Annotated in this window: 20 protein-coding genes; 12 read left to right on the top strand and 8 right to left on the bottom strand. The window is 60.5% G+C overall.

Features of this window, described 5'->3' with window-relative positions; genetic code table 11:
• Positions 1-27 precede the first annotated feature (27 nt).
• Complete coding sequence (locus tag A7317_RS07725; RefSeq protein ID WP_024074077.1) at positions 28-468, bottom strand: universal stress protein; 441 nt, start codon at positions 466-468, stop codon at positions 28-30.
• A 106-nt stretch (positions 469-574) separates the two neighbouring features.
• On the opposite strand from A7317_RS07725, the gene A7317_RS07720 reads away from it, so the two are divergent.
• The 7 genes from A7317_RS07720 (at position 575) to A7317_RS07690 (ending at position 9,008) form a co-directional block, all read left to right on the top strand.
• Positions 575-1,012 (top strand): hypothetical protein, encoded by a 438-nt coding sequence (locus A7317_RS07720; RefSeq protein ID WP_024074078.1) that lies wholly within the window; start codon positions 575-577, stop codon positions 1,010-1,012.
• A gap of 494 nt (positions 1,013-1,506) precedes the next feature.
• Positions 1,507-3,654: a fatty acid oxidation complex subunit alpha FadB gene (gene fadB / locus A7317_RS07715; RefSeq protein ID WP_069075500.1), complete on the top strand. Its 2,148-nt coding sequence runs from the start codon at positions 1,507-1,509 to the stop codon at positions 3,652-3,654.
• A gap of 29 nt (positions 3,655-3,683) precedes the next feature.
• On the top strand, positions 3,684-4,859 hold the full coding sequence (gene fadA, locus A7317_RS07710; RefSeq protein WP_024074080.1) for an acetyl-CoA C-acyltransferase FadA: 1,176 nt from the start codon (positions 3,684-3,686) through the stop codon (positions 4,857-4,859).
• 97 nt (positions 4,860-4,956) lie between these two features.
• The gene (locus A7317_RS07705) at positions 4,957-5,193 is read left to right on the top strand and encodes a DUF1653 domain-containing protein (protein ID WP_010212074.1); all 237 of its coding nucleotides are present in this window, start codon (positions 4,957-4,959) and stop codon (positions 5,191-5,193) included.
• 114 nt (positions 5,194-5,307) lie between these two features.
• The gene (topA, locus tag A7317_RS07700) at positions 5,308-7,929 is read left to right on the top strand and encodes a type I DNA topoisomerase (protein WP_024074081.1); all 2,622 of its coding nucleotides are present in this window, start codon (positions 5,308-5,310) and stop codon (positions 7,927-7,929) included.
• Between the two features lie 205 nt (positions 7,930-8,134).
• A complete protein-coding gene (locus A7317_RS07695; RefSeq protein ID WP_024074082.1) occupies positions 8,135-8,656 on the top strand; it encodes a DUF6586 family protein in 522 nt (173 codons plus the stop codon).
• 118 nt (positions 8,657-8,774) lie between these two features.
• Complete coding sequence (locus tag A7317_RS07690) at positions 8,775-9,008, top strand: hypothetical protein (protein ID WP_010212068.1); 234 nt, start codon at positions 8,775-8,777, stop codon at positions 9,006-9,008.
• A gap of 308 nt (positions 9,009-9,316) precedes the next feature.
• On the opposite strand, the gene sulA is transcribed toward A7317_RS07690, so the two are convergent.
• Together sulA and lexA are read right to left on the bottom strand one after the other, a co-directional pair.
• Entirely contained in the window at positions 9,317-9,790 is a 474-nt protein-coding gene (sulA, locus tag A7317_RS07685; protein WP_024074083.1) for an SOS-induced cell division inhibitor SulA, read from the bottom strand.
• Positions 9,791-9,800: 10 nt separating this feature from the next.
• A complete protein-coding gene (lexA, locus tag A7317_RS07680; protein WP_003172575.1) occupies positions 9,801-10,409 on the bottom strand; it encodes a transcriptional repressor LexA in 609 nt (202 codons plus the stop codon).
• 263 nt (positions 10,410-10,672) lie between these two features.
• Between lexA and A7317_RS07675 the strand changes: the two genes are divergently transcribed.
• The gene (locus A7317_RS07675) at positions 10,673-11,380 is read left to right on the top strand and encodes a TetR/AcrR family transcriptional regulator (RefSeq protein ID WP_024074084.1); all 708 of its coding nucleotides are present in this window, start codon (positions 10,673-10,675) and stop codon (positions 11,378-11,380) included.
• A 145-nt stretch (positions 11,381-11,525) separates the two neighbouring features.
• Entirely contained in the window at positions 11,526-12,536 is a 1,011-nt protein-coding gene (nagZ, locus tag A7317_RS07670) for a beta-N-acetylhexosaminidase (RefSeq protein ID WP_069075499.1), read from the top strand.
• 44 nt (positions 12,537-12,580) lie between these two features.
• Here nagZ and A7317_RS07665 read toward each other — a convergent pair whose 3' ends face one another.
• From A7317_RS07665 to mfd, 3 genes are read right to left on the bottom strand one after another with little or no spacing between them, the layout of a single operon-like run.
• Positions 12,581-15,274 (bottom strand): DEAD/DEAH box helicase, encoded by a 2,694-nt coding sequence (locus A7317_RS07665; RefSeq protein WP_024074086.1) that lies wholly within the window; start codon positions 15,272-15,274, stop codon positions 12,581-12,583.
• A 9-nt stretch (positions 15,275-15,283) separates the two neighbouring features.
• Positions 15,284-15,850: a CsiV family protein gene (locus A7317_RS07660; protein ID WP_024074087.1), complete on the bottom strand. Its 567-nt coding sequence runs from the start codon at positions 15,848-15,850 to the stop codon at positions 15,284-15,286.
• A gap of 11 nt (positions 15,851-15,861) precedes the next feature.
• Positions 15,862-19,311 (bottom strand): transcription-repair coupling factor, encoded by a 3,450-nt coding sequence (gene mfd / locus A7317_RS07655; protein WP_069075498.1) that lies wholly within the window; start codon positions 19,309-19,311, stop codon positions 15,862-15,864.
• Positions 19,312-19,651: 340 nt separating this feature from the next.
• Between mfd and A7317_RS07650 the strand changes: the two genes are divergently transcribed.
• Positions 19,652-21,115 (top strand): glyceraldehyde-3-phosphate dehydrogenase, encoded by a 1,464-nt coding sequence (locus A7317_RS07650; protein ID WP_024074089.1) that lies wholly within the window; start codon positions 19,652-19,654, stop codon positions 21,113-21,115.
• 85 nt (positions 21,116-21,200) lie between these two features.
• Here A7317_RS07650 and A7317_RS07645 read toward each other — a convergent pair whose 3' ends face one another.
• Both A7317_RS07645 and A7317_RS07640 read right to left on the bottom strand, forming a co-directional pair.
• Positions 21,201-22,499: an MFS transporter gene (locus A7317_RS07645; protein ID WP_041161119.1), complete on the bottom strand. Its 1,299-nt coding sequence runs from the start codon at positions 22,497-22,499 to the stop codon at positions 21,201-21,203.
• 172 nt (positions 22,500-22,671) lie between these two features.
• Positions 22,672-23,214: a chalcone isomerase family protein gene (locus A7317_RS07640; RefSeq protein ID WP_024074091.1), complete on the bottom strand. Its 543-nt coding sequence runs from the start codon at positions 23,212-23,214 to the stop codon at positions 22,672-22,674.
• Positions 23,215-23,278: 64 nt separating this feature from the next.
• Here A7317_RS07640 and A7317_RS07635 point away from each other — a divergent pair, with 64 nt between their 5' ends.
• Both A7317_RS07635 and sthA read left to right on the top strand, forming a co-directional pair.
• Entirely contained in the window at positions 23,279-24,289 is a 1,011-nt protein-coding gene (locus A7317_RS07635; RefSeq protein ID WP_069075497.1) for an FAD:protein FMN transferase, read from the top strand.
• A gap of 188 nt (positions 24,290-24,477) precedes the next feature.
• Complete coding sequence (gene sthA / locus A7317_RS07630) at positions 24,478-25,872, top strand: Si-specific NAD(P)(+) transhydrogenase (protein WP_005786183.1); 1,395 nt, start codon at positions 24,478-24,480, stop codon at positions 25,870-25,872.
• Positions 25,873-25,906: the final 34 nt, after the last annotated feature.

The raw sequence follows: 25,906 nt of genomic DNA, 5'->3' as shown, positions 1-25,906 counted from the left end.
AATGCGATTCAAAATGTGGGAGGGGGCTTACGAGCTTTTGACCAGCCTTACCGCCAGGACGTCGCACGGCGCGCCATGCAGCACGTCATTGGCCGTGGAGCCCAGCAACAGCGCCAAACCATGACGGCCATGGCTACCGACCACGATCAGGTCACAACCCTTTTCTTTGGCCAGGTGGTGGATTTCCTGGCGAGGTTGGCCGTAGGTCAGGTGGCAGTCTTCCTTTTTCAGGTGCGGGTACTTGAGAATCAAACGGTCCAGACGCTCCTTGGCCTGGTCGAATTGTTGTTGCTGCAATTGGGAAAGGTCCATCGGCACGTCACCGCCAAAGGCCATGGCCATGGGCTCGACGATATGCACCAGCGACAGTACGGCACCATTGGCCAATGCGGATTCCTGCGCGCGCTTGATCACTGGATCGCACTCTTCGGTCAGATCGACAGCGACCAGAATATGTTGGTAGGGCATGAGGCGTTCCTCTAGGGGGACTGCAATAGATTCAGTATGGCTGCTTTCAAGCGGATAGGGTTGCGTGAGATCAAATCCGCTCATCTAGAAATTCGGGAGTACACATATGACGGTCTGGATAGTGGTGTCAATCCTTGTGGTGGTTCTGAGCCCCCTGGCATGGCTGCGCCCGTCGCGCCACCAGAGCGGGCGCATGGCCCTGCGCATGGAGGCGCGACGCATCGGCCTGGCCATGCAACTGGCACCTCAGGAGTGGCCGCACTGGCTCAAGCAGGAGCCGCCGAGCCCTTGCGCGCAGTACCACCGGCCACGACGTGGCCGTACGCCAGACACCTGGAGTTACTGGCAGCTGGAGCCGGGTGTGTGGGTCAATCAGTGGCAGGAGGTGTGCGTCGATGAGAAGCTGTTGCCGCATTTCGCAACGCTGCCGGCCAACGTCTATAAAGTCGAGGCGGATCGTCAGATGGTCACTTTGTACTGGGGTGAGAAGGGCGAGGCGAGTGACTTGCAGGCCATTGATAAAGTGCTCAAGGCCCTGGCATGAGGCCTTCGGGTAAACCATAGGCAATAAAAAGCCCGACATCATCATCGGGCTGGAGTTGGCCAGGCAGGCCGGTAAATCTGTGTTTCATGCGTCGGATGTTCATCCAGGCGCGTTACGGTTGTCGCTAGCCTAGCGGCATATCCCGATCTGTACAGCGTTTTCCCGCACTTTTTTGATTATTGATTTCGTGAATATTGAAATATTGACGAGGCGCAGGCCTGGGGCGGGGGTTCTGAAATGACTGGAAAGTCGCGTTTTTCCTAGCCTTTCGAGCGATTGACAATTGCCTGGAATTGGATGAAGGTGACGTACCCAAATCAAACGGGCGTATGAATTGAGCGTTTGTCTGTCAGACGTCTCATACAGAATCCCGACTATCGCATTGGCGGGTGTGCCTGGCGCATTGGGGTGAGCATTGACGAAATGATCAATGTCTAACCAGAGGCCAGCGTCCGGTGTGTACTGTTCAGCTTCCATATCGTGGAGATCAGTTGATGATTTACGAAGGTAAAGCCATCACGGTTAAGGCTCTTGAAAGTGGCATCGTCGAATTGAAATTCGACCTCAAGGGTGAGTCCGTCAACAAGTTCAACCGTCTAACCCTGAACGAACTGCGTCAGGCCGTAGACACCATCAAAGCAGATGCTTCGGTCAAGGGCGTGATCGTCTCCAGCGGCAAGGACGTGTTTATCGTCGGCGCTGACATCACCGAATTCGTCGACAACTTCAAGCTGCCCGATGCCGAGCTGGTGGCTGGCAACCTCGAAGCCAACAAGATTTTCAGCGATTTCGAAGACCTCAACGTGCCGACCGTTGCCGCCATCAATGGCATCGCCTTGGGCGGCGGCTTGGAAATGTGCCTGGCCGCAGACTTCCGCGTCATGTCGGCTACTGCCAAGATCGGTCTGCCTGAAGTCAAGCTGGGCATCTACCCAGGCTTCGGCGGTACCGTGCGTCTGCCGCGCCTGATCGGTGCCGACAACGCCATCGAGTGGATCGCCGCGGGTAAGGAAAATAAAGCTGAAGACGCGCTGAAAGTCGGTGCCGTCGACGCTGTGGTTGCCCCGGACAAACTGGCCGAAGCTGCACTGAACCTGATCAAAGGCGCCATCAGCGGCGAATTTGACTACAAGGCCAAGCGTCAGCCAAAGCTGGAAAAACTCAAGCTCAACGCCATCGAACAAATGATGTCGTTCGAAACCGCCAAGGGTTTCGTGGCCGGCCAGGCCGGTCCGAACTATCCGGCGCCGGTTGAAGCGATCAAGACCATCCAGAAGGCCGCGAACTTCGGTCGCGACAAAGCCCTGGAAGTGGAAGCGGCGGGTTTCGTCAAACTGGCCAAGACCTCTGCTGCCCAGAGCCTGATCGGCCTGTTCCTGAACGATCAGGAACTGAAGAAAAAGGCCAAGGCCTACGACGAAGTCGCCAAGGACGTGAAACAGGCAGCCGTACTCGGTGCCGGCATCATGGGTGGCGGTATCGCCTATCAGTCGGCGTCCAAAGGCACGCCGATCCTGATGAAAGACATCAACGAACACGGTATCGAGCAGGGCCTGGCGGAAGCCGCCAAGCTGCTGGTGGGCCGCGTTGATAAAGGTCGCATGACCGCTGCGAAAATGGCTGAAGTGCTTAACGGCATTCGTCCTACGCTGTCCTACGGCGATTTCGGCCATGTCGACCTGGTGGTCGAAGCGGTTGTCGAGAACCCGAAGGTCAAGCAAGCCGTACTGGCTGAAGTGGAAGCGCAGGTCAAAGACGACACCATCCTGGCGTCCAACACCTCGACGATCTCCATCTCGCTGCTGGCCAAGGCGCTCAAGCGTCCGGAAAACTTCGTCGGCATGCACTTCTTTAACCCGGTGCACATGATGCCGCTGGTGGAAGTGATCCGTGGCGAGAAGTCCAGCGAGTTGGCCATCGCCACCACCGTTGCCTACGCCAAGAAAATGGGCAAGAACCCGATCGTGGTCAATGATTGCCCGGGCTTCCTGGTCAACCGCGTGCTGTTCCCGTACTTCGGCGGTTTCGCCAAGCTGGTCAGCGCCGGTGTGGACTTCGTGCGCATCGACAAGGTCATGGAAAAATTCGGCTGGCCCATGGGCCCGGCGTACCTGATGGACGTTGTCGGCATCGATACCGGCCACCACGGCCGCGACGTGATGGCTGAAGGCTTCCCGGACCGTATGAAAGACGACCGGCGCTCGGCGATCGACGCGCTCTACGAGGCCAAGCGCCTGGGTCAGAAAAACGGCAAGGGCTTCTACGCCTACGAGACCGACAAGAAGGGCAAGCAGAAGAAGGTCGCTGACCCGTCGGTCCACGAGGTGCTTGCGCCGGTCATCTATGAACAGCGTGAGGTGTCCGACGAGGACATCGTCAACTGGATGATGATCGCCCTGTGCCTGGAGACCGTGCGTTGCCTGGAAGACGGCATCGTCGAGACCGCTGCCGAAGCCGATATGGGCCTGGTATACGGTATTGGTTTCCCTCCATTCCGTGGTGGTGCGCTGCGTTACATCGACTCGATCGGTGTAGCCGAATTCGTTGCCCTGGCTGATCAATACGCTGATTTGGGCCCGCTGTACCACCCGACCGCGAAGCTGCGTGAGATGGCCAGGAATGGCCAGAGCTTCTTCGGTTAAGTGCCCAGACGACTAGAGCGAGAATATTTATGAGCTTGAATCCAAGAGACGTCGTGATTGTCGACTTCGGTCGCACACCGATGGGCCGCTCCAAGGGCGGCATGCACCGCAACACCCGCGCTGAAGATATGTCGGCGCACCTGATCAGCAAATTGCTGGAGCGCAACGTCAAGGTCGACCCGAACGAAGTCGAAGACGTGATCTGGGGCTGCGTCAACCAGACCCTGGAGCAGGGCTGGAACATCGCGCGCATGGCGTCGCTGATGACCCAGATCCCGCACACGGCCGCCGGCCAGACCGTCAGCCGTTTGTGTGGCTCCTCGATGAGCGCCCTGCACACGGCCGCCCAGGCGATCATGACGGGTAACGGGGATGTGTTCGTGGTCGGTGGCGTGGAGCACATGGGCCACGTCAGCATGATGCACGGCGTCGATCCCAACCCACACATGTCGCTGTACGCGGCAAAAGCCTCGGGCATGATGGGCCTGACCGCGGAAATGCTCGGCAAGATGCACGGCATTACCCGTGAAGCCCAGGACGCGTTCGGCCTGCGCTCCCACCAGTTGGCCCACAAGGCAACGGTGGAAGGCAAGTTCAAGGATGAAATCATCCCGATGAACGGCTACGACGAGAACGGTTTCCTGAAACTGTTCGACTACGACGAAACCATTCGTCCGGACACCACCCTGGAAAGCCTGGCGGCCCTCAAGCCTGCCTTCAATCCGAAGGGCGGCACCGTGACGGCGGGTACTTCGTCGCAAATCACCGATGGTGCCTCGTGCATGATCGTGATGTCGGCGCAGCGTGCCCAGGACCTGGGTATCCAGCCGCTGGCGGTGATTCGTTCGATGGCCGTGGCGGGTGTGGACCCCGCAATCATGGGCTATGGTCCAGTACCGGCGACACAAAAAGCCTTGAAGCGTGCGGGCCTGACCATCTCCGATATCGACTTCTTCGAACTCAACGAAGCTTTCGCTGCACAGGCCCTGCCGGTGCTGAAAGATTTGAAAGTGCTCGACAAGATGAACGAGAAGGTTAACCTGCACGGCGGTGCGATTGCCCTGGGCCACCCATTCGGTTGCTCCGGTGCGCGTATTTCCGGCACTTTGCTTAACGTGATGAAGCAAAATGGCGGTAACCTCGGGGTTGCAACCATGTGCATTGGTCTTGGCCAAGGCATTTCCACCGTCTTCGAACGCGTCTAAGCGTTGAGTTGACGGAAGCCGGGGCCCAGTGCCCCGGTTTTTGTTTTTTGGAATTTTTAATATTTTTTTTCAACAAATTTTGTAAGGGGGCCAGAGCATGAAAGTCGAACCAGGGCTCTACCAACATTATAAAGGTCCGCAGTACCGCGTTTTCAGCGTGGCACGGCATTCCGAGACCGAAGAAGAAGTGGTGTTCTACCAAGCACTGTATGGCGATTACGGCTTTTGGGTGCGCCCCTTGAGCATGTTCCTCGAGACCGTCGAAGTTGACGGCGAGCAGGTCCCGCGCTTTGCTTTGGTCCAGGCCGAACCCAGTCTTTTTTCAGGGCAATAACGGCAGGCCGCGCAGAATGCTGCGCTTGACCTCACCTTGTTGCCACTATATATAGCGTTGCCGCGTCAGGCGCCAACTGCCTTTCACTTCTCGAATTCAGGAATTTTCCGATCCATGGGCAAATCGCTGGTCATTGTGGAATCCCCGGCTAAGGCCAAGACCATCAACAAGTACTTGGGCAACGAGTACGTGGTGAAGTCGAGTATCGGCCATATCCGAGACCTGCCCACCAGCGGTTCGGCTAGCGCCAGCAAGGAGCCTGCCGCCAAGCGCGGCAAGGCGGCCGCGGGCGAAGGTCCGGTGCTCAGCCCTAAAGAGAAAGCGCGCAAGCAGCTGGTCTCGCGCATGGGGGTGGATCCGGAACATGGCTGGAAGGCCAAGTACGAAATCCTTCCGGGCAAGGAAAAGGTCATCGAAGAGCTGCGTCGGCTCGCCAAGGATGCTGACACCATCTATCTCGCAACGGACTTGGACCGCGAAGGGGAAGCCATTGCCTGGCACCTGCGGGAAGCCATCGGCGGTGATGACAGCCGCTACAAGCGTGTGGTGTTCAACGAAATCACCAAGAAAGCCATCCAGGAAGCCTTCTCCAAGCCGGGCGAGCTGGACATTGACCGCGTCAACGCCCAGCAGGCCCGTCGTTTCCTCGACCGCGTCGTGGGCTACATGGTCTCGCCACTGCTGTGGGCCAAGATCGCCCGCGGCCTGTCCGCCGGCCGTGTGCAATCGGTAGCGGTCAAGCTGGTGGTGGAGCGTGAGCGTGAGATCCGTGCGTTCAACCCCGAAGAATACTGGGAAGTCCACGCCGACCTGGGCACTGCCAAGGGCGCCAACGTGCGCTTTGAAGTGGCCCGTGAGAAAGGCGAGGCGTTCAAGCCGCTGAACGAAGCCCAGGCCATGGCCGCGCTGGAAAAGCTCAAGGCTTCCAGCTACAGCATCGTCAAGCGTGAAGACAAACCGACCAGCAGCAAGCCGTCGGCACCGTTCATTACCTCTACCTTGCAACAGGCCGCGAGCAACCGCCTGGGCTTCGGGGTGAAGAAGACCATGATGATGGCCCAGCGTCTGTACGAAGCTGGCTACATCACCTATATGCGTACCGACTCCACCAACCTGTCGCAAGACGCGGTGGCCATGGCGCGCACTTATATTGAAAGTGAGTTCGGCAAGAAGTACCTGCCGGAGAAGCCGAACGTCTACAGCAGCAAAGAGGGCGCCCAGGAGGCTCACGAAGCGATTCGTCCTTCCGACGCCAACACCGAGCCAAGCAAGCTGAGCGGCATGGAACGCGACGCTGAGCGCCTCTACGAGCTGATCTGGCGCCAGTTCCTGGCCTGCCAGATGCTGCCGGCGCAATACCTGTCCACCACCGTCAGTGTGGGCGCTGGCGACTTCGAGCTGCGCGCCAAGGGCCGTATCCTCAAGTTCGACGGCTATACCCGCGTGATGCCGCAGATCGCCAAGCCGGGCGACGACGATGTACTGCCGGACATGGCCCAGGGCGATACGCTGAAGCTGATCAAGCTCGACCCGTCCCAGCACTTCACCAAGCCGCCGGCGCGTTATTCGGAAGCCAGCCTGGTGAAAGAGATGGAAAAACGCGGTATCGGTCGTCCTTCGACCTACGCCGCGATCATCTCGACGATCCAGGACCGTGGCTACGTTGCCCTGCACAACCGTCGTTTCTATTCGGAAAAGATGGGCGATATCGTCACCGAGCGTCTGTCCGAGAGTTTCTCCAACCTGATGGACTACGGCTTCACCGCCGGCATGGAAGAGAACCTCGATGACGTGGCCCAGGGCGAGCGCGACTGGAAAAACGTGCTGGACGAGTTCTACGGCGACTTCAAGAAGAAACTCGAAGTGGCCGAAAGCCCCGAGAGCGGCATGCGCGCGAACCAGCCGGTGATGACCGACATCCCGTGCCTGACCTGCGGCCGTCCGATGCAGATCCGTACCGCTTCCACCGGCGTTTTCCTCGGTTGCTCGGGTTACAGCCTGCCACCGAAAGAGCGCTGCAAGGCCACCGTCAACCTGGTGCCGGGAGATGAAATCGCCGCCGACGACGAGGGGGAGTCCGAATCGCTGGTACTGCGTGGCAAGCACCGCTGCCCGATCTGCAACACGGCGATGGATGCCTATCTGCTCGATGAGAAGCACAAGCTGCATATCTGCGGTAACAACCCGGATTGTGACGGCTATGAGATCGAAGAGGGCAGCTACCGCATCAAGGGCTACGAAGGCCCGAGCCTGGAATGCGACAAGTGCGGCAGTGAGATGCAGCTCAAGACCGGCCGCTTCGGCAAGTTCTTCGGTTGCACCAACCCGACGTGCAAGAACACCCGCAAACTGCTGAAAAGCGGTGATGCGGCGCCGCCGAAGATGGACCCGGTGAAGATGCCCGAACTCAAGTGCGAGAAGGTCAACGACACCTACATCCTGCGTGATGGTGCTTCGGGCCTGTTCCTGGCCGCCAGCCAGTTCCCGAAAAACCGCGAGACCCGCGCACCATTGGTGCTGGAAATCGTGCCGCACAAGGACGAGATTGATCCTAAGTACCACTTCCTGTGTGAGGCGCCGAAGAAGGACCCGGATGGTCGCCCAGCCGTGATCCGATACAGCCGCAAGACCAAGGAGCAGTACGTGCAGTCCGAAGTGGACGGTAAGCCGACCGGTTGGAAGGCGTTCTACGACGGCGGTAAGTGGAAGGTTGAGGACAAGCGCCAGGGCGCTTGATCCTATACTCTGCTAACGCTAAAAGCCGTCTGTATAGACGGCTTTTGCTTGCTGCGGGATCGAGGAGGGTGCTTGGTCCTTACTCGCGAAGGTTGTTGATGATTACGCGAAAAACCTGATGCCGAACGGCGCTCTGAAGTTTTTCGCGAGCAAGCTCGCTCCTACATAGCCAGCATCACGCTTATTCGTTGTGGAGATTGCCGTTATGGCCAACGAACTCTATACCCGTACCAACCAGAAAATTTACTTTGCGGGTTTGTCCCTGGAAGCCCTTGGCCGTGCCGAGCAAGGCAAGGAGATGAACGCGATTGCGCTGGTTCAGGCTGGGCGTGAAGCCGCGTTGTTCCACTTGTATGGTGCGTTACTGGGCTTGTGTCATGAGATCGCGGGGTTCTACCGCTTGCCCCAGGCCGGTTCGCCCCGTGCGGAAATGATCATGAATCGTGAAGTGCTGGAAAGCATGGCGATCCCTGAACTGGCCGAGTTGGTGGAAATGGCCCAGAGCCCCGACAGCTGGGTCGCGCGTCTGCTCAAGGCCCATGCGGATATGTTTCAGCCGCCCCGTGTTCCCCATGTGCCCAAGGGCGATGTGACCCAGCCCTTGATCGTGGCGGTTGCGTTGGAGGAGGAAGAGCCCAAGCCTCTGAGTCGTGAAGAGTTGGAAGGCTGGCGTCAGGAGCTGAAAAAGATGGCGTTGCGCTTTCGTGAAGGTTTGAACGAGTGCTGAACGTTGGTCGGATTCGTATGACACCGTTCATCAAGCCGTAAAGAAACCTCTTCAGAACCTCAACGAAGCCGGGCGGATGACTGATATAATCCCGGCCTTTCGTGGAGAACAGACTTTTATGCCAACGTCCTTTCTGGAAATTGTTGAATTGCCTGACGGCCGAATCGAGCTGCGCCGGGCGGAGGACGAGGGTTCTCTGGTTATTCTGGATTTTTCCGAGGATGCCAAGGTGTTCCTGCAAGGCCAGCACGTGGAAGTGGCAAAAGCCATGTTGAGCGTCGGTGTTCAGATGGCAGGCCGCTTGGCAGAAGGCGAACCTGAGAAGGAAGACGGCCCACGGGTTCTTCACTGAGTCCTGTGAGGGTCGGGCTTGCTAGGGCAGGTTGGTTTGTCGTGGTGAGCGGACTTGCTGTGGCAGGTGGGTTTGCTGTGGCGAGCGGGCTTGCCCCGCGTTGGGCTGCGAAGCAGTCCTAAATAGATCAATGCGGTATATCAGGTATTCCACGGTGTCTGGTTTTGGGGCCGCTTCGCAGCCCAACGCGGGGCAAGCCCGCTCGCCACAGCAAGCCCGCTCGCCACAGCAAACCCACCTGCCACAGCAAGCCCGCCTGCCACAACGAGTCCGCCTGCCACAACGAGCCCCTCCGCAGGCTCATCGCATTATCCCAATCGAATATTCAAGCTCTGAGCATCACCTGTGCGCGCAGCACTGATCAGCTGCTGCTTGGCGCTGGCATTCAATGGGTTCAGCCAGCTCACCACTGTATGGCTACGACCCAGGCGCAAGGCTTCGCAGGTCAACTGCTGGGCGCTTTGCGCGCCGCGCGGTTGCAGCAGCAGGATGCGCTCGCGGTTCAGGCCGGCGTCCCGCAGCCAGGCCTGGGTCAGGCTGGCAGGCGGGGCGATCAGTGTCAGCCAGCGCGCGTCCTGTTCCTCGCTCAGTTCGCGCAGGATTGGCGCCAGCAGGCTCAGGCAGCTCCCGGCAGCACCGCGCAACGACAATTCACTGAACGCCTCAGGCTCGGCGCTCCAGGGCGCCTCGACCGTTTCCTTGAGGAGGGGCGCAAGGGGTTGGGCCATGAAGGCCTCGAACAGCGACAGTTGTGTGTGTTGTGGGGTGTGCACGAGCTGCATGATGCCTCCTTTAGCGGCGAATGACGCCGACGCTCAGGCCTTCGATCACCAGGTCCTGGTCTTTCAGGTTCACTTCAATCGGGGCGAACTCAGGGTTCTCGGCTAACAGCCAGACCTTGCTGCCTTCGCGCTTGAAGCGTTTGACGGTGACTTCATCGCCGATGCGGGCCACCACGATCTGGCCGTTACGCGCTTCGCGGGTGGTGTGGACGGCCAGCAGGTCACCGTCGAAAATGCCCACGTCCTTCATGCTCATGCCATGGACCCGCAACAGGTAGTCGGCGCGAGGATGGAAGAAGGTCGGGTTGATGTTGCAGGATTCCTCGACGTGCTGCTGCGCCAGGATCGGCGCACCGGCGGCGACGCGACCGATGATCGGCAGTGTCGATTCGTCGGCCTTGGCTTCGAAGCCAGGGATGCGAATGCCGCGCGAAGCGCCTGGGGTCATCTCGATCGCGCCCTTGCGAGCAAGGGCCTTGAGATGCTCTTCGGCGGCGTTGGGGGATTTGAATCCCAGTTCCAGCGCAATCTCCGCTCGCGTCGGCGGGTAGCCGTTGTCATCGAGGCAGCGCTTGATAAAAGCCAGAATCTCAGCTTGGCGTGGCGTCAGTTTTAGCATGTTGATCGCTCTGTCTTTTTATACAGTGACTGGGATTATATACAGTGAACTGCGCTTGGCAATCATCCTTTTCTGCCATGGCGCCGGACGGTCATTCGTCAGCCGTCCTACAAGGCATAGGTAGCGCTGCCTACAGACCTGGAAGGATGTGATTAAATAGCGCCGAAACAGATGACTGCCCGGCCGGAAAGCGAACCTGCAGGCTTGACAAGACACAACTTGAAACGTATGTTTCAAACAAGTGTTTGTCAGGCGGAGTAGCCATGGCCCAGTCGGAAACCGTTGAACGCATTCTCGATGCTGCCGAGCAGTTGTTCGCGGAAAAAGGATTTGCTGAAACTTCATTGCGGCTGATCACCAGCAAGGCCGGGGTCAACCTCGCCGCAGTGAACTACCATTTCGGCTCGAAAAAGGCCCTGATCCAGGCGGTGTTCTCGCGTTTCCTCGGGCCGTTCTGCGCCAGCCTGGACCGTGAGCTCGAACGACGCCAGGCCAAGGCCGATCCTAAGCCAAGCCTGGAAGACCTGCTGGAAATCCTCGTCGAACAAGCCTTGGTGGTTCAACCACGCAGTGGCAACGACTTGTCGATCTTCATGCGCCTGTTGGGCCTGGCGTTCAGTCAGAGCCAGGGCCACCTGCGCCGCTACCTTGAAGACATGTACGGCAAGGTGTTTCGTCGCTATATGTTGCTGGTCAACGAGGCCGCACCGCGCATCCCGCCGATCGAGCTGTTCTGGCGCGTACATTTCATGCTCGGTGCGGCGGCGTTCAGCATGTCCGGGATCAAGGCGTTGCGTGCGATTGCCGAGACCGACTTTGGCGTGAACACCTCGATCGAGCAGGTGATGCGCCTGATGGTGCCTTTTCTCGCCGCGGGCATGCGCGCCGAAAGCGGTGTCACCGATCCTGCCATGGTCGCCGCTCAATTGCGCCCGCGCAGCAAATCCATTCCCATCCCCGCCAAGGTTTGACCGCCCTGGGTGTGCGTGGCCGCTAGCATCCGCTAAGCTAGCCGCCCATGCCGAATTCAGCTATTTACACACAACCCGTTGCTCCCGCCGCGTTGATCGCGCCGCGTGAGGGTAGCGGGTTGTGTGCGTTATTTAAGGAAGGTTTATGACTGCTGCCCTGCAAGGTTCTTTGATGGTCGACGTAGCCGGCACCTGGCTGACGGCCGAGGATCGCCACCTGCTGCGCCAGCCGGAGGTGGGCGGGTTGATCATTTTCGCGCGCAATATCGAGCATCCACGCCAGGTGCGAGAGCTGAGCGCGGCGATCCGTGCCGTGCGCCCGGACCTGCTGCTGGCGGTCGACCAGGAAGGGGGGCGCGTGCAGCGCCTGCGCCAAGGCTTCGTGCGCCTGCCGGCCATGCGTGCCCTGGCGGATAACCCCAACGCCGAGTACCTGGCCGAACAATGTGGCTGGATCATGGCCACTGAAGTGCTGGCTGTCGGTCTTGATCTCAGCTTCGCCCCTGTGCTGGACCTGGACTACCAGCGCAGTGCCGTGGTCGGCACGCGCGCCTTCGAGGGTGACCCAGCGCGTGCCGCGGTGCTTGCCGGTGCCTTTATCCGCGGTATGAACAGCGCCGGCATGGCCGCCACCGGCAAGCACTTCCCCGGTCACGGCTGGGCTGAAGCCGATTCCCATGTCGCCATTCCTACTGACGAGCGCAGCCTGGAGCAGATTCGCAGCCATGACCTGGTGCCCTTCGCGCGCCTGAGCCAGCAATTGGCGGCCGTGATGCCCGCCCATGTTATCTACCCGCAGGTTGACGCTCAGCCCGCCGGCTTCTCGCGTCGCTGGTTGCAGGACATCCTGCGCGGTGAGTTGCAGTTTGACGGGGTGATTTTCAGCGATGACTTGTCTATGGCCGGCGCCCATGTGGTGGGAGACGCTGCCAGCCGTATCGAGGCCGCGCTGACGGCGGGCTGCGATATGGGCCTGGTGTGTAATGATCGTGCGGCGGCTGAACTGGCGCTGAGTGCGGCCCAGCGGATGAAAGTCACGCCATCGCCGCGGATTGCACGGATGCGCGGGCAGGCGATGGCTTCGACGGAGTATAAGCAGGACCCGCGTTGGCTGGTGGCGCTCGGTGCGCTGCGGGATGCGCAGTTGATCGATTAAGTGTCGCGTCCATCGCGGGCGTGCTCGCGATGGCGCTCTTGCCGTCAGCGCTTCTCTTGCTTATTAGGCAGCGGTGCAAAGAGCGCCTCGATATCGTCATTGCCCAACTGCCAATCCCCGGTCGTCCGACCGTCCAGCACGCCCGCCGCCAGGTCGGACTTTTCCTTCTGCAGATGCTGAATTTTCTCTTCCACCGTGCCGCGGGCAATCATCTTGTACACAAACACCGGCTTTTCCTGACCGATGCGATACGCCCGGTCGGTGGCCTGGTTTTCCGTGGCGGGGTTCCACCACGGGTCGTAGTGAATCACCGTGTCCGCTTCTGTCAGGTTCAGGCCCACACCACCGGCTTTCAGGCTGATCAGGAAAATCTGCAGCTTGCCGCTCTGGAAGTCCTTCACCGGAGTGCGCCGATCACGGGTCTGGCCGGTGAGCAGCGCATAGGCGACACCGCGCTTTTTCAGTTCGGCTTCGATCAGGCCCAGCATCGAGGTGAACTGGGAAAACAGCAGGATCCGGCGCCCCTCGGCAAACAACTCTTCGAGCATCTCCATCAAGCTATCGAGCTTGCCCGAACTGCTGCCACGGGCGGGCAGGCTGGCGTCGTTGATCAGTCGCAGGTCGCAGCACACTTGGCGTAACTTGAGCAGGGCTTCGAGAATGATGATCTGGCTGCGTGCCACACCCTTGCGGGTAATTTCGTCGCGGACCTTTTTATCCATGGCCAGGCGCATGGTTTCGTACACGTCGCGCTGGGCTTCGTTGAGGTCGACCCAGTGGATGATCTCGGTCTTGGGCGGCAACTCCGTCGCCACCTGCTCCTTGGTGCGGCGCAACAGGAAGGGTTTGATCCGGCCGTTGAGGTGTTGCAGTCGCACATCGCTGCCGCGCTTTTCGATGGGCGCGCGGTAATCGCGGTTGAAGCTTTTAACGTCACCCAGCCAGCCCGGCAGCAGGAAGTGGAACAGCGACCACAACTCACCCAGGTGGTTTTCCAGCGGCGTGCCGCTCAGGCACAGGCGCTGCCGTGCATTGAGCTGACGTGCTGCCTGGGCCGCCTTGCTCGAAGGGTTCTTGATGTACTGGGCTTCATCGAGGATCAGCACATGCAGGGGCTGGGTGGCGAGGTGCTCGATGTCCTTGGGCAACAGCGCATAGGTGGTCAGCAGCAGGTCATAGTCCTGCAATGTGGCGAAGTGCTTTTTGCGCGCGGCACCGTACAGCGCCAGCACCTTGAGTTGCGGGGTGAAGTGCGCGGCTTCATCGAGCCAATTGGGTATGAGGCTGGTGGGCATCACCACCATGCAAGGCCGGTCCAGGCGCCCGGCGATTTTCTCGCTGAGAATATGCGCCAGGGTTTGCAGGGTTTTGCCCAGGCCCATGTCATCGGCAAGAATCCCGCCGACGTCCAGTTGGCGCAGTGACTGCATCCAGCTCAAGCCTTCCAGCTGATAGGGGCGCAACGTCGCGTTCAAGCCTTCGGGCGCGACACAGGTGAAGTCCTTGATATCCCGCAGACGCTGGGCGAAGTTGCGGATTTTTTCGCCGCCTTCCCATTGCAGGGGCAGGTCTTCCAGCGGGTTCAGGCGAATCGCATCGGCCTTGGCCAGGCGCAGGGTGGTGGTGCCGGGGTCCTGCAGGTAGAACTCGCCCAAGGTGGCCAGCACGGGTTTCAAGCGGCCATAGGGCAATGCCACTTGCAGCGGGCCATGGCCGCCATTGGGCAGGCCGGGGATATTCACCAGGATCAACTCTTCGTCGCGGCGCCGTGCGAGTTTCTCCGGGTTGAGAAGCTCGGTGTGCGAGCGCATCAGGTTGAGCAGGATCGGCAGCAGGCTCAGCCGCTCGCCATTGACGATGATCCCCAGTTCCAGGTCGAACCAGTCGCGTTCCGGCGCTTCATCGACGGTGGCGTACCAGTCGTCCACCGGGCTGAGGTCGAAGCCGAAGTCCTCGTCGATCTGCAACTCCCAGCCTTCGGCGCGCAGCGTCGGCGACGAGTTGAGCGTGAAGTTCAGCCAGGCGCTGTCATTGACCATCTCGAACAGTTCGCCGGCGCTTTCCGGCAGGGCCTTGCTCTGGCGCGTGGCGATCTTGAAACCGAGCAGGCGCAGTTGTTCGCGATAGGGCTGTTCCAGCTCGGGATGACGCTTGATACGCAGGCTTTGGGTTTCCTGGCGCACGATGATGTCGGCGTTCTTTTGCCCGCTGACATAGTTGCCCAGATAGTTGAACGACAGTGCCGCACGGTGCTGGATATAGCGCTGCATCTTGCCGTTGCGCGGCTCGAACGCGCTGAATTCGACGCTGGCCAGCCACAGCCGTGGTACTGGCAGCACGTCCTCCATCACCACCTGCGGCAGTACCACGCGGTTATCCAGCACCGCCTGGAGTTTTCCCAGCAGTTCGGCATCCTGGGCGGCGGCGGGGTAGGCCAGGGTTTCCTGGACCTTGAGCAACACCGCCGCGATATGTTTGCAGTTGGTATGGACCGGGCAGGTGCAGCGGCTGTCCACCAGGATCAGCATGCCCTTGGCGGACTCGCGCAGTGAAATGGTCTGCCGATAGACGTTGCTGCCCGAGCCTTCGCAACTGGCGATGATCGTGCTGTCACCGGACTCGACGATACGTACGCGGTTCTCCAGGGCGTAGCGCCGCCCACGCTCCAGGCTTTGCTCTTTGAAGCGATTGGCCCACGAAGGGGCCAGGGGTTTGGTCAGCGACGACGTCAGGGGCATGGCGCTGGATCAGTCCTGAATATCGGGCGGTGGTGCGCTGGGTTGTTTGACGGTCAACGAGGTGATCTTGATCAGCAGCGCCAGGCGGCCGCCGTCCAGGTAGTTGAGCTGGTTGTTCTTGGTGCGCACGTCCTTCTGGCTCAGGTGTTCGCTGGCGATCACGCTGCCGTTGCTGTCGAACTGGTTGACCCAGAAGTCGGCATCGATATCGGTAAAGCGCCCCAGTTGCAGGCTCAATACCCCTTCGATGGGGAATTGGCCAAACTGTTCCGCCCCCTCGGCGATCGCGATTTTTACCGGCTGCTCACCCAGGTTCTGTTCCCAGGCTTTATGGGCGAGCACGGTGTAGTTGGCGTCGGCGCGCAGTTTGTCGGCGATGTTGGCCAGGCGCGGCGGGCTCATTCTGTCGCCCAGGCGCACCGCGCCGGCATCCCAATCTTCCGGTGCGGCGCGGTTGCTCATCTCTGGCTCCGCGTTCTGGCGTATCAGGATCATTTCAACCTGGTACAGGCTGTCGGCAAATGCCGAGGGTGCAAGTACCACTAACAACAGGCTCAGAATGCGGAACACGCGCATTGGGGCGTCCTTCAAGCAGATTTCGGGATGAGGCGCTCGAACAGCGCCTCCAGGGTATTGAAGCGTTCTTCGGCGCGCTCCATCGGCACCATGAACTTGAACAGCGTAGCCCCTTCGAACTTGTAGCGGTTGGGCTGGCCCTGGATCAACTTGATCAGTACCAACGGGTCCACCGGCGTCTGCGCTTCGAACTCGATGCGCCCGCCTTGCGGCCCCGCGTCGACCTTCTTGATCCCCAGTTGCTCGGCCTGCAATTTGAGCAAGGTCAGGCGCACCAGGTTCTTGGTCGGCTCGGGCAACAGGCCGAAGCGGTCGATCATTTCCACCTGCAGGTCCTTGAGGCCTTCTTCGTCGGTGGCCGAGGCGATGCGCTTGTACAGGATCAACCGCGCATGCACGTCCGGCAGGTAGTCCTCGGGAATCAACGCCGGCAGGCGCAGGTTGATCTCCGGGCCACCGCCCAGGGGTTGGTCGAGGTTCGGCTGCTCGCCCTTGCGGATGGCTTTCACCGCGCGTTCGAGCATCTCCATATACAGGGTGAAACCCACGGCCTGGATCTGCCCGCTCTGGCCGTCGCCGAGCAGTTCGCCGGCGCCGCGGATTTCCAGGTCGTTGGTGGCCAGCACAAAACCGGCACCGAGGTCCTGGGTGTTGGCGATGGCTTCCAGGCGCTTTTCGGCGTCGCCGGTAATTTGTTGGCGCGGTGGTGTCAGCAGGTAGGCATACGCCTGGTGGTGACTGCGCCCGACCCGGCCGCGCAACTGATGAAGTTGTGCCAGGCCGAACTTGTCCGCGCGTTCGATGATGATGGTGTTGGCGCTCGGCACGTCGATGCCGGTCTCGATGATGGTCGAGGCGATCAGCACGTTGAAGCGCTTGTGATAAAAGTCGCTCATCACCTGTTCGAGATCGCGTTCGCGCATCTGCCCGTGGCCGATGGCAATGCGTGCTTCCGGCACCAGTTCGGCGAGTTCGGCCGCGCATTTCTCGATGGTCTTCACGTCGTTGTGCAGGTAGTACACCTGGCCGCCGCGCAGCAATTCGCGCAGGAGGGCTTCCTTGACCGTGCTTTTGTTCTGCTCCATCACGAAGGTGCGCACCGACAGTCGGCGTGCCGGCGGCGTGGCGATGATCGACAGGTCGCGCATGCCCGACACCGCCATGTTCAGCGTGCGCGGAATCGGTGTGGCGGTGAGGGTGAGAATGTCCACCTCGCTGCGCAGGGCCTTGAGCTGTTCTTTCTGGCGCACCCCGAAGCGGTGTTCTTCGTCGATGATCACCAGGCCCAGGTTCTTGATCTTCACATCGTCCGACAACAGCTTGTGCGTACCGATCACGATGTCGATCTTGCCTTCCGCCAGGTCGGCGACGGCGGCATTCACTTCCTTGGTCGACTTGAAGCGGCTCATCACTTCCACGGTCACCGGCCAGTCGGCAAAGCGGTCGCGGAAGCTGTTGTAGTGCTGCTGGGCGAGCAGGGTGGTGGGCACCAGGATCGCCACTTGTTTGCCGCCGTGCACCGCGATGAAGGCTGCGCGCATGGCCACTTCGGTCTTGCCAAAGCCCACGTCGCCGCACACCAGGCGGTCCATCGGCTTGGGCGCGAGCATGTCGGCGCGCACAGCTTCGATGGTGGTTTGCTGGTCTGGGGTTTCTTCAAAAGCGAAGCCGGCGCTGAAGGTGGCGTAGTCGGCTTTCGGGTCGGCGAACGCGTAGCCTTCGCGCGCCGCACGCCGCGCATAGATGTCGAGCAACTCAGCGGCGACGTCGCGCACCTGTTCGGCGGCCTTGCGCTTGGCTTTCTGCCAGGTTTCGGAGCCCAGGCGGTGCAATGGCGCCAGGGCGTCGTCGCTGCCGGTGTAGCGCGCGATCAGGTGCAGGTTGGCCACCGGTACATAGAGCTTGGCGCCTTCGGCGTACTCCATGGTGAGGAATTCGGCGGCCTGGTTGTCGATTTCCAGGGTCTGCAGGCCCAGGTAGCGACCGACACCGTGGTCGATATGCACCACCGGCGCGCCTTCGCGCAGCTCGGTGAGGTTCTTGATTACCGCGTCGTTGTTGGCGTCGGCGCGTTTTTCGCGACGGCGACGTTGCATCACGCGCTGGCCGAACAGGGGGCTTTCGGCGATCAGCGCCAGGGCCGGATCGTCCAGCAGCAAACCTTCATCCAGTGGCGCGATAGTGATCGCCAGGCGGTCCTTGCTGGCGACGAAGTCCGGCCAGCTGTCGACGGTTTTCGGACGCAGCTTCAGGCGTTCGAGCAGTTCAAGCAGGACTTCGCGACGGCCGGCGGATTCGGCGGTAAACAGCACGCGGCCAGAGAAGTCGCCAAGGAAGTTGGACAGTGCTTCCAGGGGCTGGTTGGCCTTGGCCTGGATCGCCAGGTCCGGCAGCACGTGCGCGGGGAAGCGCTCGCGGCCGACGCCGGGCTCCACGTCCTGTTGGCTGGCGACCACGCGCGGCCAGTTTTTCAGGCGGGCGAAGCAGTCTTCCACCGGCAGGAACAGCTCGGCGGGCGGTAATAAAGGACGGGATGGATCGACGCGGCGTTCTTCATAGCGGTTGCGCACATCGTTCCAGAAGTTTTCTGCCGCTTGCTCGATGCCTGGCAGCGAGAACACCTGAGTGTCCTGAGGCAGGTAATCGAAGAGGGTGGATGTTTCGTCGAAGAACAGCGGCAGGTAGTACTCGATACCGGCCGGGGTAATCCCGCTGCTCAGGTCCTGGAAGATCGGGCAGCGACGGAAGTCGACGTCGAAGCGTTCACGAAAGCGCGCCTTGAAGCGGGTCACCGCGTCCTTTTGCAGCGGGAATTCCCGTGCCGGCAGCAGCTTGATCGACTCGACTTTATCAATGGAGCGCTGGTTCTCTGGGTCGAAGGTGCGCAGGGTCTCGATTTCGTCATCGAACAGGTCGATGCGGTACGGCAACTTGCTGCCCATCGGGAACAGGTCGATCAGCGCACCGCGTACCGCGAACTCACCGTGTTCGTACACCGTGTCGACGCAACGGTAGCCGCTGGCTTCCAGGCGCGTGCGCATCTGTTCCACATCGAGCTTCTGGCCGATATCCAGCACCAGGCTGCTGCCCAGCAGGAACTTGGTCGGCGCCAGGCGGTGCAGGGCGGTGGTGATCGGCACCACCAGCACGCCGTGGGCCAGTTCCGGCAGGCGGTACAGGCTGGCGATGCGCTGGGAGATGATGTCCTGGTGCGGCGAGAACAGATCGTAGGGCAGGGTTTCCCAGTCAGGAAAATGCAGCACCGGCAAATCGGGGGCGAAGAAGCTCAGCTCCTGCTCCAACCGTTCGGCGCTTTGGCTGTCGGCGGTGAGCAGCAGGGTAAAGCGCTTGGCTGCGCTGGCAGCCTCGGCAATGGCCAGGCTCAGGGCGGCACCGGGCAGGTTGCCCCAGTGCTGTTTACCTGCCGCGGCAGGGAGTAGCGGTAGACGCAGAACGGGCACGGAAGGTTGAGCTCCAAGCGTTGCGACAAAGTCGGTAATTGTAACGGCCCAAGGTGCCGCCTGTCAGTTGCTGACTGTGCCTATTACGGTTTGTAGGAAATGTGGTGGCTAAGACAAACAATGCCGGGTTTTGACTCAATATGTAGTGCCAAAATGTACGTGGTTTTCGGAGGGTTACGGACAAGTCGCCTGACTCGCTCCACTAGTGGCCTTCTGGAACCCGCGTATTTACTGGGCTGCAGCGAGGTGGCTTTTTCAGGGTGGGGCTTTTTGTTGTAGGAGGCGCATTGCTCCGGGGGCGGTCGGGCGGCATAATGTAGCCCCTTTTTTCAGCCCCTACATGTGGAAGGTTCCCGTGACTCAGAAGCCCGACCAGTGTCTTGGTGAATGGATCGACCGTGAAGCACTCGCAGAAGCGATGATCCCGCTTATCGGTCAGCTGTACCGCAATAACAATGTGGTGAGCTCGATCTATGGCCGCAGCCTGATCAACCAGTCAGTCATCGCGATTCTCAAGGCGCATCGCTTTGCTCGCCATCGTTCTGCCGACGACAGCGAACTCTCCGTCCACGAAACATTCCCCCTGCTCAAGGCCATGAGCGAGCTCAAGCTCGGCGCGGCTTCGGTGGACCTGGGCAAGCTGGCCTATAAATTCCGCAACGAAGGCAATGGCCGTACCGCCGAGCAGTTCGTCCGCGAAGAATTGGCCGACGTGGTTGGCCAGCAAAACGCCTCGGCCCGCAAAGGCACCGACGTGGTGCTGTACGGCTTCGGTCGTATCGGCCGCCTGCTGGCGCGCATCCTGATCGAAAAAACCGGTGGCGGCGACGGCCTGCGCCTGCGGGCCATCGTGGTGCGCAAAGGCGCCGAGAACGACCTGACCAAGCGCGCCAGCCTGCTGCGTCGCGATTCGGTACACGGCCCGTTCAACGGCACCATCGTCATCGACGAAGAAAACAACACCATCACCGCCAACGGTAACCTGATCCAGGTGATCTACGCGAAGAACCCGACTGAGGTGGACTACACCCAGTACGGCATCAAGGACGCCCTGCTGGTGGACAACACCGGTGTTTGGCGTGATGCCGAGGGCCTGGGCCAGCACCTGACCTGCCCGGGTATCGCCCGTGTCGTGTTGACCGCGCCTGGCAAAGGCAAGCTCAAGAACATCGTTCACGGCATCAACCACACTGAAATCACTGCTGACGACAAGATCGTGTCCGCCGCTTCCTGCACCACCAACGCCATCGTGCCGGTGCTGAAGGCAGTGAATGACAAGTTCGGCATCGTTAACGGCCACGTCGAAACTGTTCACTCGTACACCAACGACCAGAACCTGATCGACAACTTCCACAAGGGCGATCGCCGTGGCCGTAGCGCCGCGTTGAACATGGTGATCACCGAGACCGGTGCTGCCACCGCTGCTGCCAAGGCCCTGCCTGAGCTGGCTGGCAAGCTGACCGGTAACGCGATCCGTGTGCCGACGCCGAACGTGTCGATGGCCATTCTCAACCTGAACCTTGAGAAGGCCGCTACCCGTGAAGAAATGAACGAGTACCTGCGCTACATGGCGCTGCACTCCGATCTGCATAAGCAAATCGACTTTGTTAATTCGCAGGAAGTGGTATCGACCGACTTCGTTGGCTCGCGTCACGCGGGTGTAGTCGACGCCGAAGCGACCATCAGCCAGGACAACCGCGTTGTGCTGTACGTGTGGTACGACAACGAGTTCGGCTACAGCTGCCAGGTGGTTCGCGTGATGGAAGACATGGCTGGGGTCAACCCGCCGGCATTCCCGCGCTAAGCATCAGCAGAATATGAAAAAGCCCCGACTGGTTCGGGGCTTTTTCATGTCTGCAGGTTCTGTGGTAGCCGGTTGGGCCTCTTGCTCAGGCGCCGCCAGCCACCGAAGCCTGCGCCGTGCGCAGTTCATGCCGATTGCCCTTGAACAGCACCAGGGTCGCAATCAACCCCAGCACTGCCGCGCCACTCAGCCAGATCCCCGGCGCCGCCTTGTTATCCAGCACGTGGATCAAGTAAGTGCAGGCTGCCGGCGTAAACCCACCAAAGGTGGCCGTTGCCAGGCTGTAGGCCAGGGAGAATCCGGTGGTGCGCACCTCGATCGGCATGATCTCGGTCAGCGCCACCACCATGGCGCCGTTGTACGAGCCATACAGGAACGACAACCACAGCAGCACAATCAGCAGATGGCTGAAGCTCGGGTTGGCCACCAGCCACGACAGCGCTGGATAAGCCGTGAGGATGGCCAGGATGGTCGCCGCCAGCAGCAGCGGTTTGCGCCCGATCTTGTCGGACACCGCGCCCATCACCGGCAGCCAGATAAAGTTGGAGATGCCCACGCACACCGTCACCAGCAATGCATCGAAGTCTGACAGGTGCAGTTCGGCCTTGCCGAAGGTCGGGGTGTAGGCGGTGATCAGGTAAAACGACACGGTGGTCATCACCACCAGCGCCATGCCGGCGATGACGATGCCGAAGTTCTGACCAATCGAGCGCACAATTTCCTGCAGGGTCGGGCGGTGTTTACGCGCCTGGAATTCCGGGGTTTCTTCCAGCGAGCGGCGGATCACAAAGATCACCGGCACAATCAGGCAGCCGATCAGGAACGGTACGCGCCAGCCCCAGTCACCCATTTGTTCCGGGCTGAGCCAGTGGTTCAGGCCGACGCCCAACAGGCCGGCGAAGACCACCGCCGCTTGTTGGCTCGCGGACTGCCAACTGACGAAAAAGCCCTTGCGGCCGGGCGTGGCGATTTCCGCCAGGTACACCGACACACCGCCGAGCTCGACACCCGCCGAGAAACCTTGCAGCAGTCGGCCCAGCAACACCACCAAGGGTGCGGCGACGCCCAGGGTGGCATACCCGGGGACGCAGGCAATCAGGATGGTACCGGCGGCCATCAGCGCCAGGGTGATCACCAGGCCTTTCTTGCGGCCGTGGCGGTCGATGTAGGCGCCGAGGAAGATGGCGCCCAACGGGCGCATCAGGAAGCCGGCGCCGAAGGTGGCCAGGGACAGCATCAGCGAGGCGAAGGCGCTGTCGGTGGGGAAGAAGGTCTTGGCGATGGCCGTGGCGTAGAAGCCGTAGACCATGAAGTCGAACATTTCAAGGAAGTTACCGCTGACAACGCGAAAGATCGCTTTGCCTTTGCCCGTGGTCGTGGCCATGGTCATTCACTCATCTGGCTTTCTTATGGGTAGTCCTGGGTCGCTACTCGTCCTGGCTGTAATATTGAGCAGTTTTGTAACAATATGTGTATCGGCCCCTACAGGCAACAGAAACCGTTGGCAAGCGGGCTAATTGCCGCAGGCGTCGCGCTGGAAAGAGATCAGTGTGGGTTCAATTGAGAAGGGTGTTGCGCACACTGTCGGACAGGCCGTTTGGTGCGAGCCATATGCCCAGGTAAGCCTTGGCCAACTCGTCATTGCGACTGCTGAACACCACCTGGCCGTTGATCTCCAGGCTCAAGCCACGCCCTCGATGCAGCTCCAGCGCGTAACGGTCACCGTTGCGGATATCGCGGAAGGTGCCGTGCAGCTTGTCCACCTCAGGCTTCAGGCGGGCGAGGGCGTCTGGGGGCTGCTGGCGCGTCAGGGTGGTCGTGGCGGCCTTGATTACATCGTTGCGGTCGATATCGCGGAAGTAGTACAGCGCCAGGCGCAGGTCCTGTTGCTGGTCCCAGGCCTGCTTGGCGCTTGCATTGGCCGGGGCATACAGCGCGGCCGCGTAGACATCCGCCCAGAGATACGTCAGCACCGTCTGGTTTTTCAGCACCAGCGTCGGGGAGTGCGCGGGGAAGTTTGCCAGGGTGAGACGATCTGCCTCATTGGCCTGGGCCGGGACCGTGAGCATCAACAATAAACAGATCAACACATGCCGCATAATGGCCCGTCCTGAAGGGGTGACTGCCTGCAGGTTAATTCAATTTTGGACGACGAAGCGCTTTATGGACAACCTGAGGCAACTGGCGATTTTTTGGGGATGTGTGCTGCTGGCAGGGTGTGGCGGCGACGCGCTGGAGCACTTTGGCGGCCCGACCATGGGCAGTACGTATTCAATCCAGTACGTCAGGACATCCGCTACCCCGGGGCCGGAGGCGGTCCAGCGCGAGGTGGAAAGCATCCTGCAAACCGTCGACCGGCAGATGTCGACCTACCGCAGTGACTCCGATATCGAGCGTTTCAATCAATTGCCGGCCCACAGTTGCCAGCCCATGCCCGCATCGATCCTGCAACTGGTGCGCACCGGCGAGCAATTGTCCCAGGCCAGTGACGGTGCCTTTGACCTGACCGTCGAGCCGCTGATCAACCTGTGGGGCTTCGGCCCCCAGGCTCGCCAGGTCAAAGTCCCCGACGCCGCGACCCTGGCCCAGGCCCGCGAGCAGGTCGGCTACCAACACCTGCGTATCGATGGCCAGCAGTTGTGCAAGGACGCCGCCGTCGAAATTGACTTCAACAGTATCGCCGCCGGCTATGCGGTGGACCGCATTGCCGAGCGCCTGGCTGCCCTGGGCATCCGCAGCTACCTGGCCGAGGCCACCGGCGAACTCAAGGCGGCCGGGCGAAAACCTGATGGTTCGGCGTGGCGCATTGCGCTTGAAGAGCCGCGGGATGACCTGCAGGTCGCGGAAAAAATCATCAACGTTGACGGCTTCGGTGTGTCCACATCGGGTGACTATCGTAATTATTTCCAGCAGGATGGTCGGCGTTATTCCCACACCCTCGATGCGCGCACCGGCGCACCGATCACTCATCAACTGGCGTCGGTGACCGTGTTGCACCCATCGGCGCTGATGGCCGACGGGCTGTCCACGCTGCTGCTGATCCTCGGGCCGCAGCAAGGCTGGGACTACGCCGAGCAGCACCAGGTGGCAGCATTTTTTGTGATGCGCGAGGGGGATGGCTTCGTCACACGCAGTAACAGCGCATTCGAGCAGTTGACGGCGGTGAAACCGTAACGAGTGCTGTGTAGTAAAGGCAAAACTGGCCTACGACGCGACCAAGGGTTAATGTGCGCGGCGTTGAGCCTTATATAGACTGTGCCCCGGTTCACACACTTGAGCCAAATTGTCCTTCATGACCGCTGGCCGCGGCATGATTTAGCCAGGCGTCCAACCGTACGCCTGGCCTGTTCTGAGGAGTACGCATGGCTGTCTACAACTACGACGTGGTGGTACTGGGTTCCGGCCCGGCTGGAGAAGGTGCGGCGATGAACGCCGCGAAGGCAGGGCGCAAGGTGGCGATGGTCGATAGCCGTCGCCAGGTCGGCGGTAACTGCACCCACCTGGGTACCATCCCGTCCAAGGCGTTGCGTCACTCCGTTCGCCAGATCATGCAGTTCAACACCAACCCGATGTTCCGGGCCATTGGCGAGCCGCGCTGGTTCTCGTTCCCGGATGTGTTGAAAAGCGCTGAAAAAGTCATCTCCAAGCAAGTCGCCTCGCGTACCGGCTACTACGCCCGTAACCGCGTCGACCTGTTCTTCGGTACCGGCAGCTTCGCCGACGAGCAAACCGTCGAAGTGGTCTGCGCCAATGGCGTGGTCGAGAAACTGGTGGCCAAGCACATCATCATTGCCACCGGCTCGCGCCCGTATCGCCCGGCGGATATCGATTTCCACCACCCACGTATCTACGATAGCGACACCATCCTCAGCCTGGGTCACACCCCACGCAAACTGATCATCTATGGCGCCGGCGTCATTGGCTGTGAATACGCCTCGATCTTCAGCGGCCTGGGTGTGCTGGTCGAGCTGGTCGACAACCGCGACCAGTTGCTGAGCTTCCTCGACTCGGAAATCTCCCAGGCGTTGAGCTACCACTTCAGCAACAACAACATCACTGTGCGCCACAACGAAGAGTACGAGCGGGTCGAAGGCCTGGACAACGGGGTGATCCTGCACCTCAAGTCCGGCAAGAAGATCAAGGCCGACGCCTTGCTGTGGTGCAACGGCCGTACCGGTAACACCGACAAGCTGGGCATGGAAAACATCGGGGTCAAGGTCAACAGCCGTGGCCAGATCGAGGTGGACGAAAATTATCGCACCTGTGTGACCAACATCTACGGTGCCGGTGACGTGATCGGCTGGCCAAGCCTGGCCAGTGCCGCCCATGACCAGGGCCGTTCGGCCGCCGGCAGCATCGTCGACAACGGCAGCTGGCGTTATGTGAACGACGTACCGACCGGGATCTACACGATTCCGGAGATCAGCTCGATCGGTAAGAACGAACACGAACTGACCAAGGCCAAGGTGCCTTACGAAGTGGGCAAGGCGTTCTTCAAGAGCATGGCGCGTGCGCAGATCGCTGGTGAGCCGCAAGGCATGCTGAAGATCCTGTTTCACCGCGAGACCCTGGAAGTCCTCGGCGTGCATTGCTTCGGCTACCAGGCTTCGGAGATCGTGCACATCGGCCAGGCCATCATGAACCAGCCGGGCGAGCAAAATACCCTCAAGTATTTCGTCAACACCACCTTCAACTACCCGACCATGGCCGAAGCCTATCGGGTAGCGGCCTATGATGGCCTCAACCGGCTTTTTTGAGCGGCTCCGGCCGGTGGCCTGAGCCGGCCGGGGA

It is taken from the genome of Pseudomonas fluorescens (genome assembly GCF_001708445.1).
Classification (GTDB): Bacteria; Pseudomonadota; Gammaproteobacteria; order Pseudomonadales; family Pseudomonadaceae; genus Aquipseudomonas; species Aquipseudomonas gorinensis.
The sequence above is the reverse complement of the archived record's forward strand: the minus strand, read 5'-3'. Positions and strand labels throughout refer to the sequence as shown.

Excerpts from the sequence above, each read along its gene's own strand:
- A7317_RS07720 (WP_024074078.1), top strand. The coding sequence starts at position 575 with ATGACGGTCTGGATAGTGGTGTCAATCCTTGTGGTGGTTCTGAGCCCC.
- nagZ (WP_069075499.1), top strand. The coding sequence starts at position 11,526 with ATGACTGCTGCCCTGCAAGGTTCTTTGATGGTCGACGTAGCCGGCACC.
- A7317_RS07640 (WP_024074091.1), bottom strand. The coding sequence starts at position 23,214 with ATGCGGCATGTGTTGATCTGTTTATTGTTGATGCTCACGGTCCCGGCC.
- A7317_RS07690 (WP_010212068.1), top strand. The coding sequence starts at position 8,775 with ATGCCAACGTCCTTTCTGGAAATTGTTGAATTGCCTGACGGCCGAATC.
- fadA (WP_024074080.1), top strand. The coding sequence starts at position 3,684 with ATGAGCTTGAATCCAAGAGACGTCGTGATTGTCGACTTCGGTCGCACA.
- A7317_RS07675 (WP_024074084.1), top strand. The coding sequence starts at position 10,673 with ATGGCCCAGTCGGAAACCGTTGAACGCATTCTCGATGCTGCCGAGCAG.
- sthA (WP_005786183.1), top strand. The coding sequence starts at position 24,478 with ATGGCTGTCTACAACTACGACGTGGTGGTACTGGGTTCCGGCCCGGCT.
- A7317_RS07660 (WP_024074087.1), bottom strand. The coding sequence starts at position 15,850 with ATGCGCGTGTTCCGCATTCTGAGCCTGTTGTTAGTGGTACTTGCACCC.
- A7317_RS07635 (WP_069075497.1), top strand. The coding sequence starts at position 23,279 with ATGGACAACCTGAGGCAACTGGCGATTTTTTGGGGATGTGTGCTGCTG.
- A7317_RS07725 (WP_024074077.1), bottom strand. The coding sequence starts at position 468 with ATGCCCTACCAACATATTCTGGTCGCTGTCGATCTGACCGAAGAGTGC.
- sulA (WP_024074083.1), bottom strand. The coding sequence starts at position 9,790 with ATGCAGCTCGTGCACACCCCACAACACACACAACTGTCGCTGTTCGAG.
- A7317_RS07650 (WP_024074089.1), top strand. The coding sequence starts at position 19,652 with ATGTGGAAGGTTCCCGTGACTCAGAAGCCCGACCAGTGTCTTGGTGAA.
- lexA (WP_003172575.1), bottom strand. The coding sequence starts at position 10,409 with ATGCTAAAACTGACGCCACGCCAAGCTGAGATTCTGGCTTTTATCAAG.
- A7317_RS07645 (WP_041161119.1), bottom strand. The coding sequence starts at position 22,499 with ATGGCCACGACCACGGGCAAAGGCAAAGCGATCTTTCGCGTTGTCAGC.
- A7317_RS07705 (WP_010212074.1), top strand. The coding sequence starts at position 4,957 with ATGAAAGTCGAACCAGGGCTCTACCAACATTATAAAGGTCCGCAGTAC.
- topA (WP_024074081.1), top strand. The coding sequence starts at position 5,308 with ATGGGCAAATCGCTGGTCATTGTGGAATCCCCGGCTAAGGCCAAGACC.
- A7317_RS07695 (WP_024074082.1), top strand. The coding sequence starts at position 8,135 with ATGGCCAACGAACTCTATACCCGTACCAACCAGAAAATTTACTTTGCG.
- fadB (WP_069075500.1), top strand. The coding sequence starts at position 1,507 with ATGATTTACGAAGGTAAAGCCATCACGGTTAAGGCTCTTGAAAGTGGC.
- A7317_RS07665 (WP_024074086.1), bottom strand. The coding sequence starts at position 15,274 with ATGCCCCTGACGTCGTCGCTGACCAAACCCCTGGCCCCTTCGTGGGCC.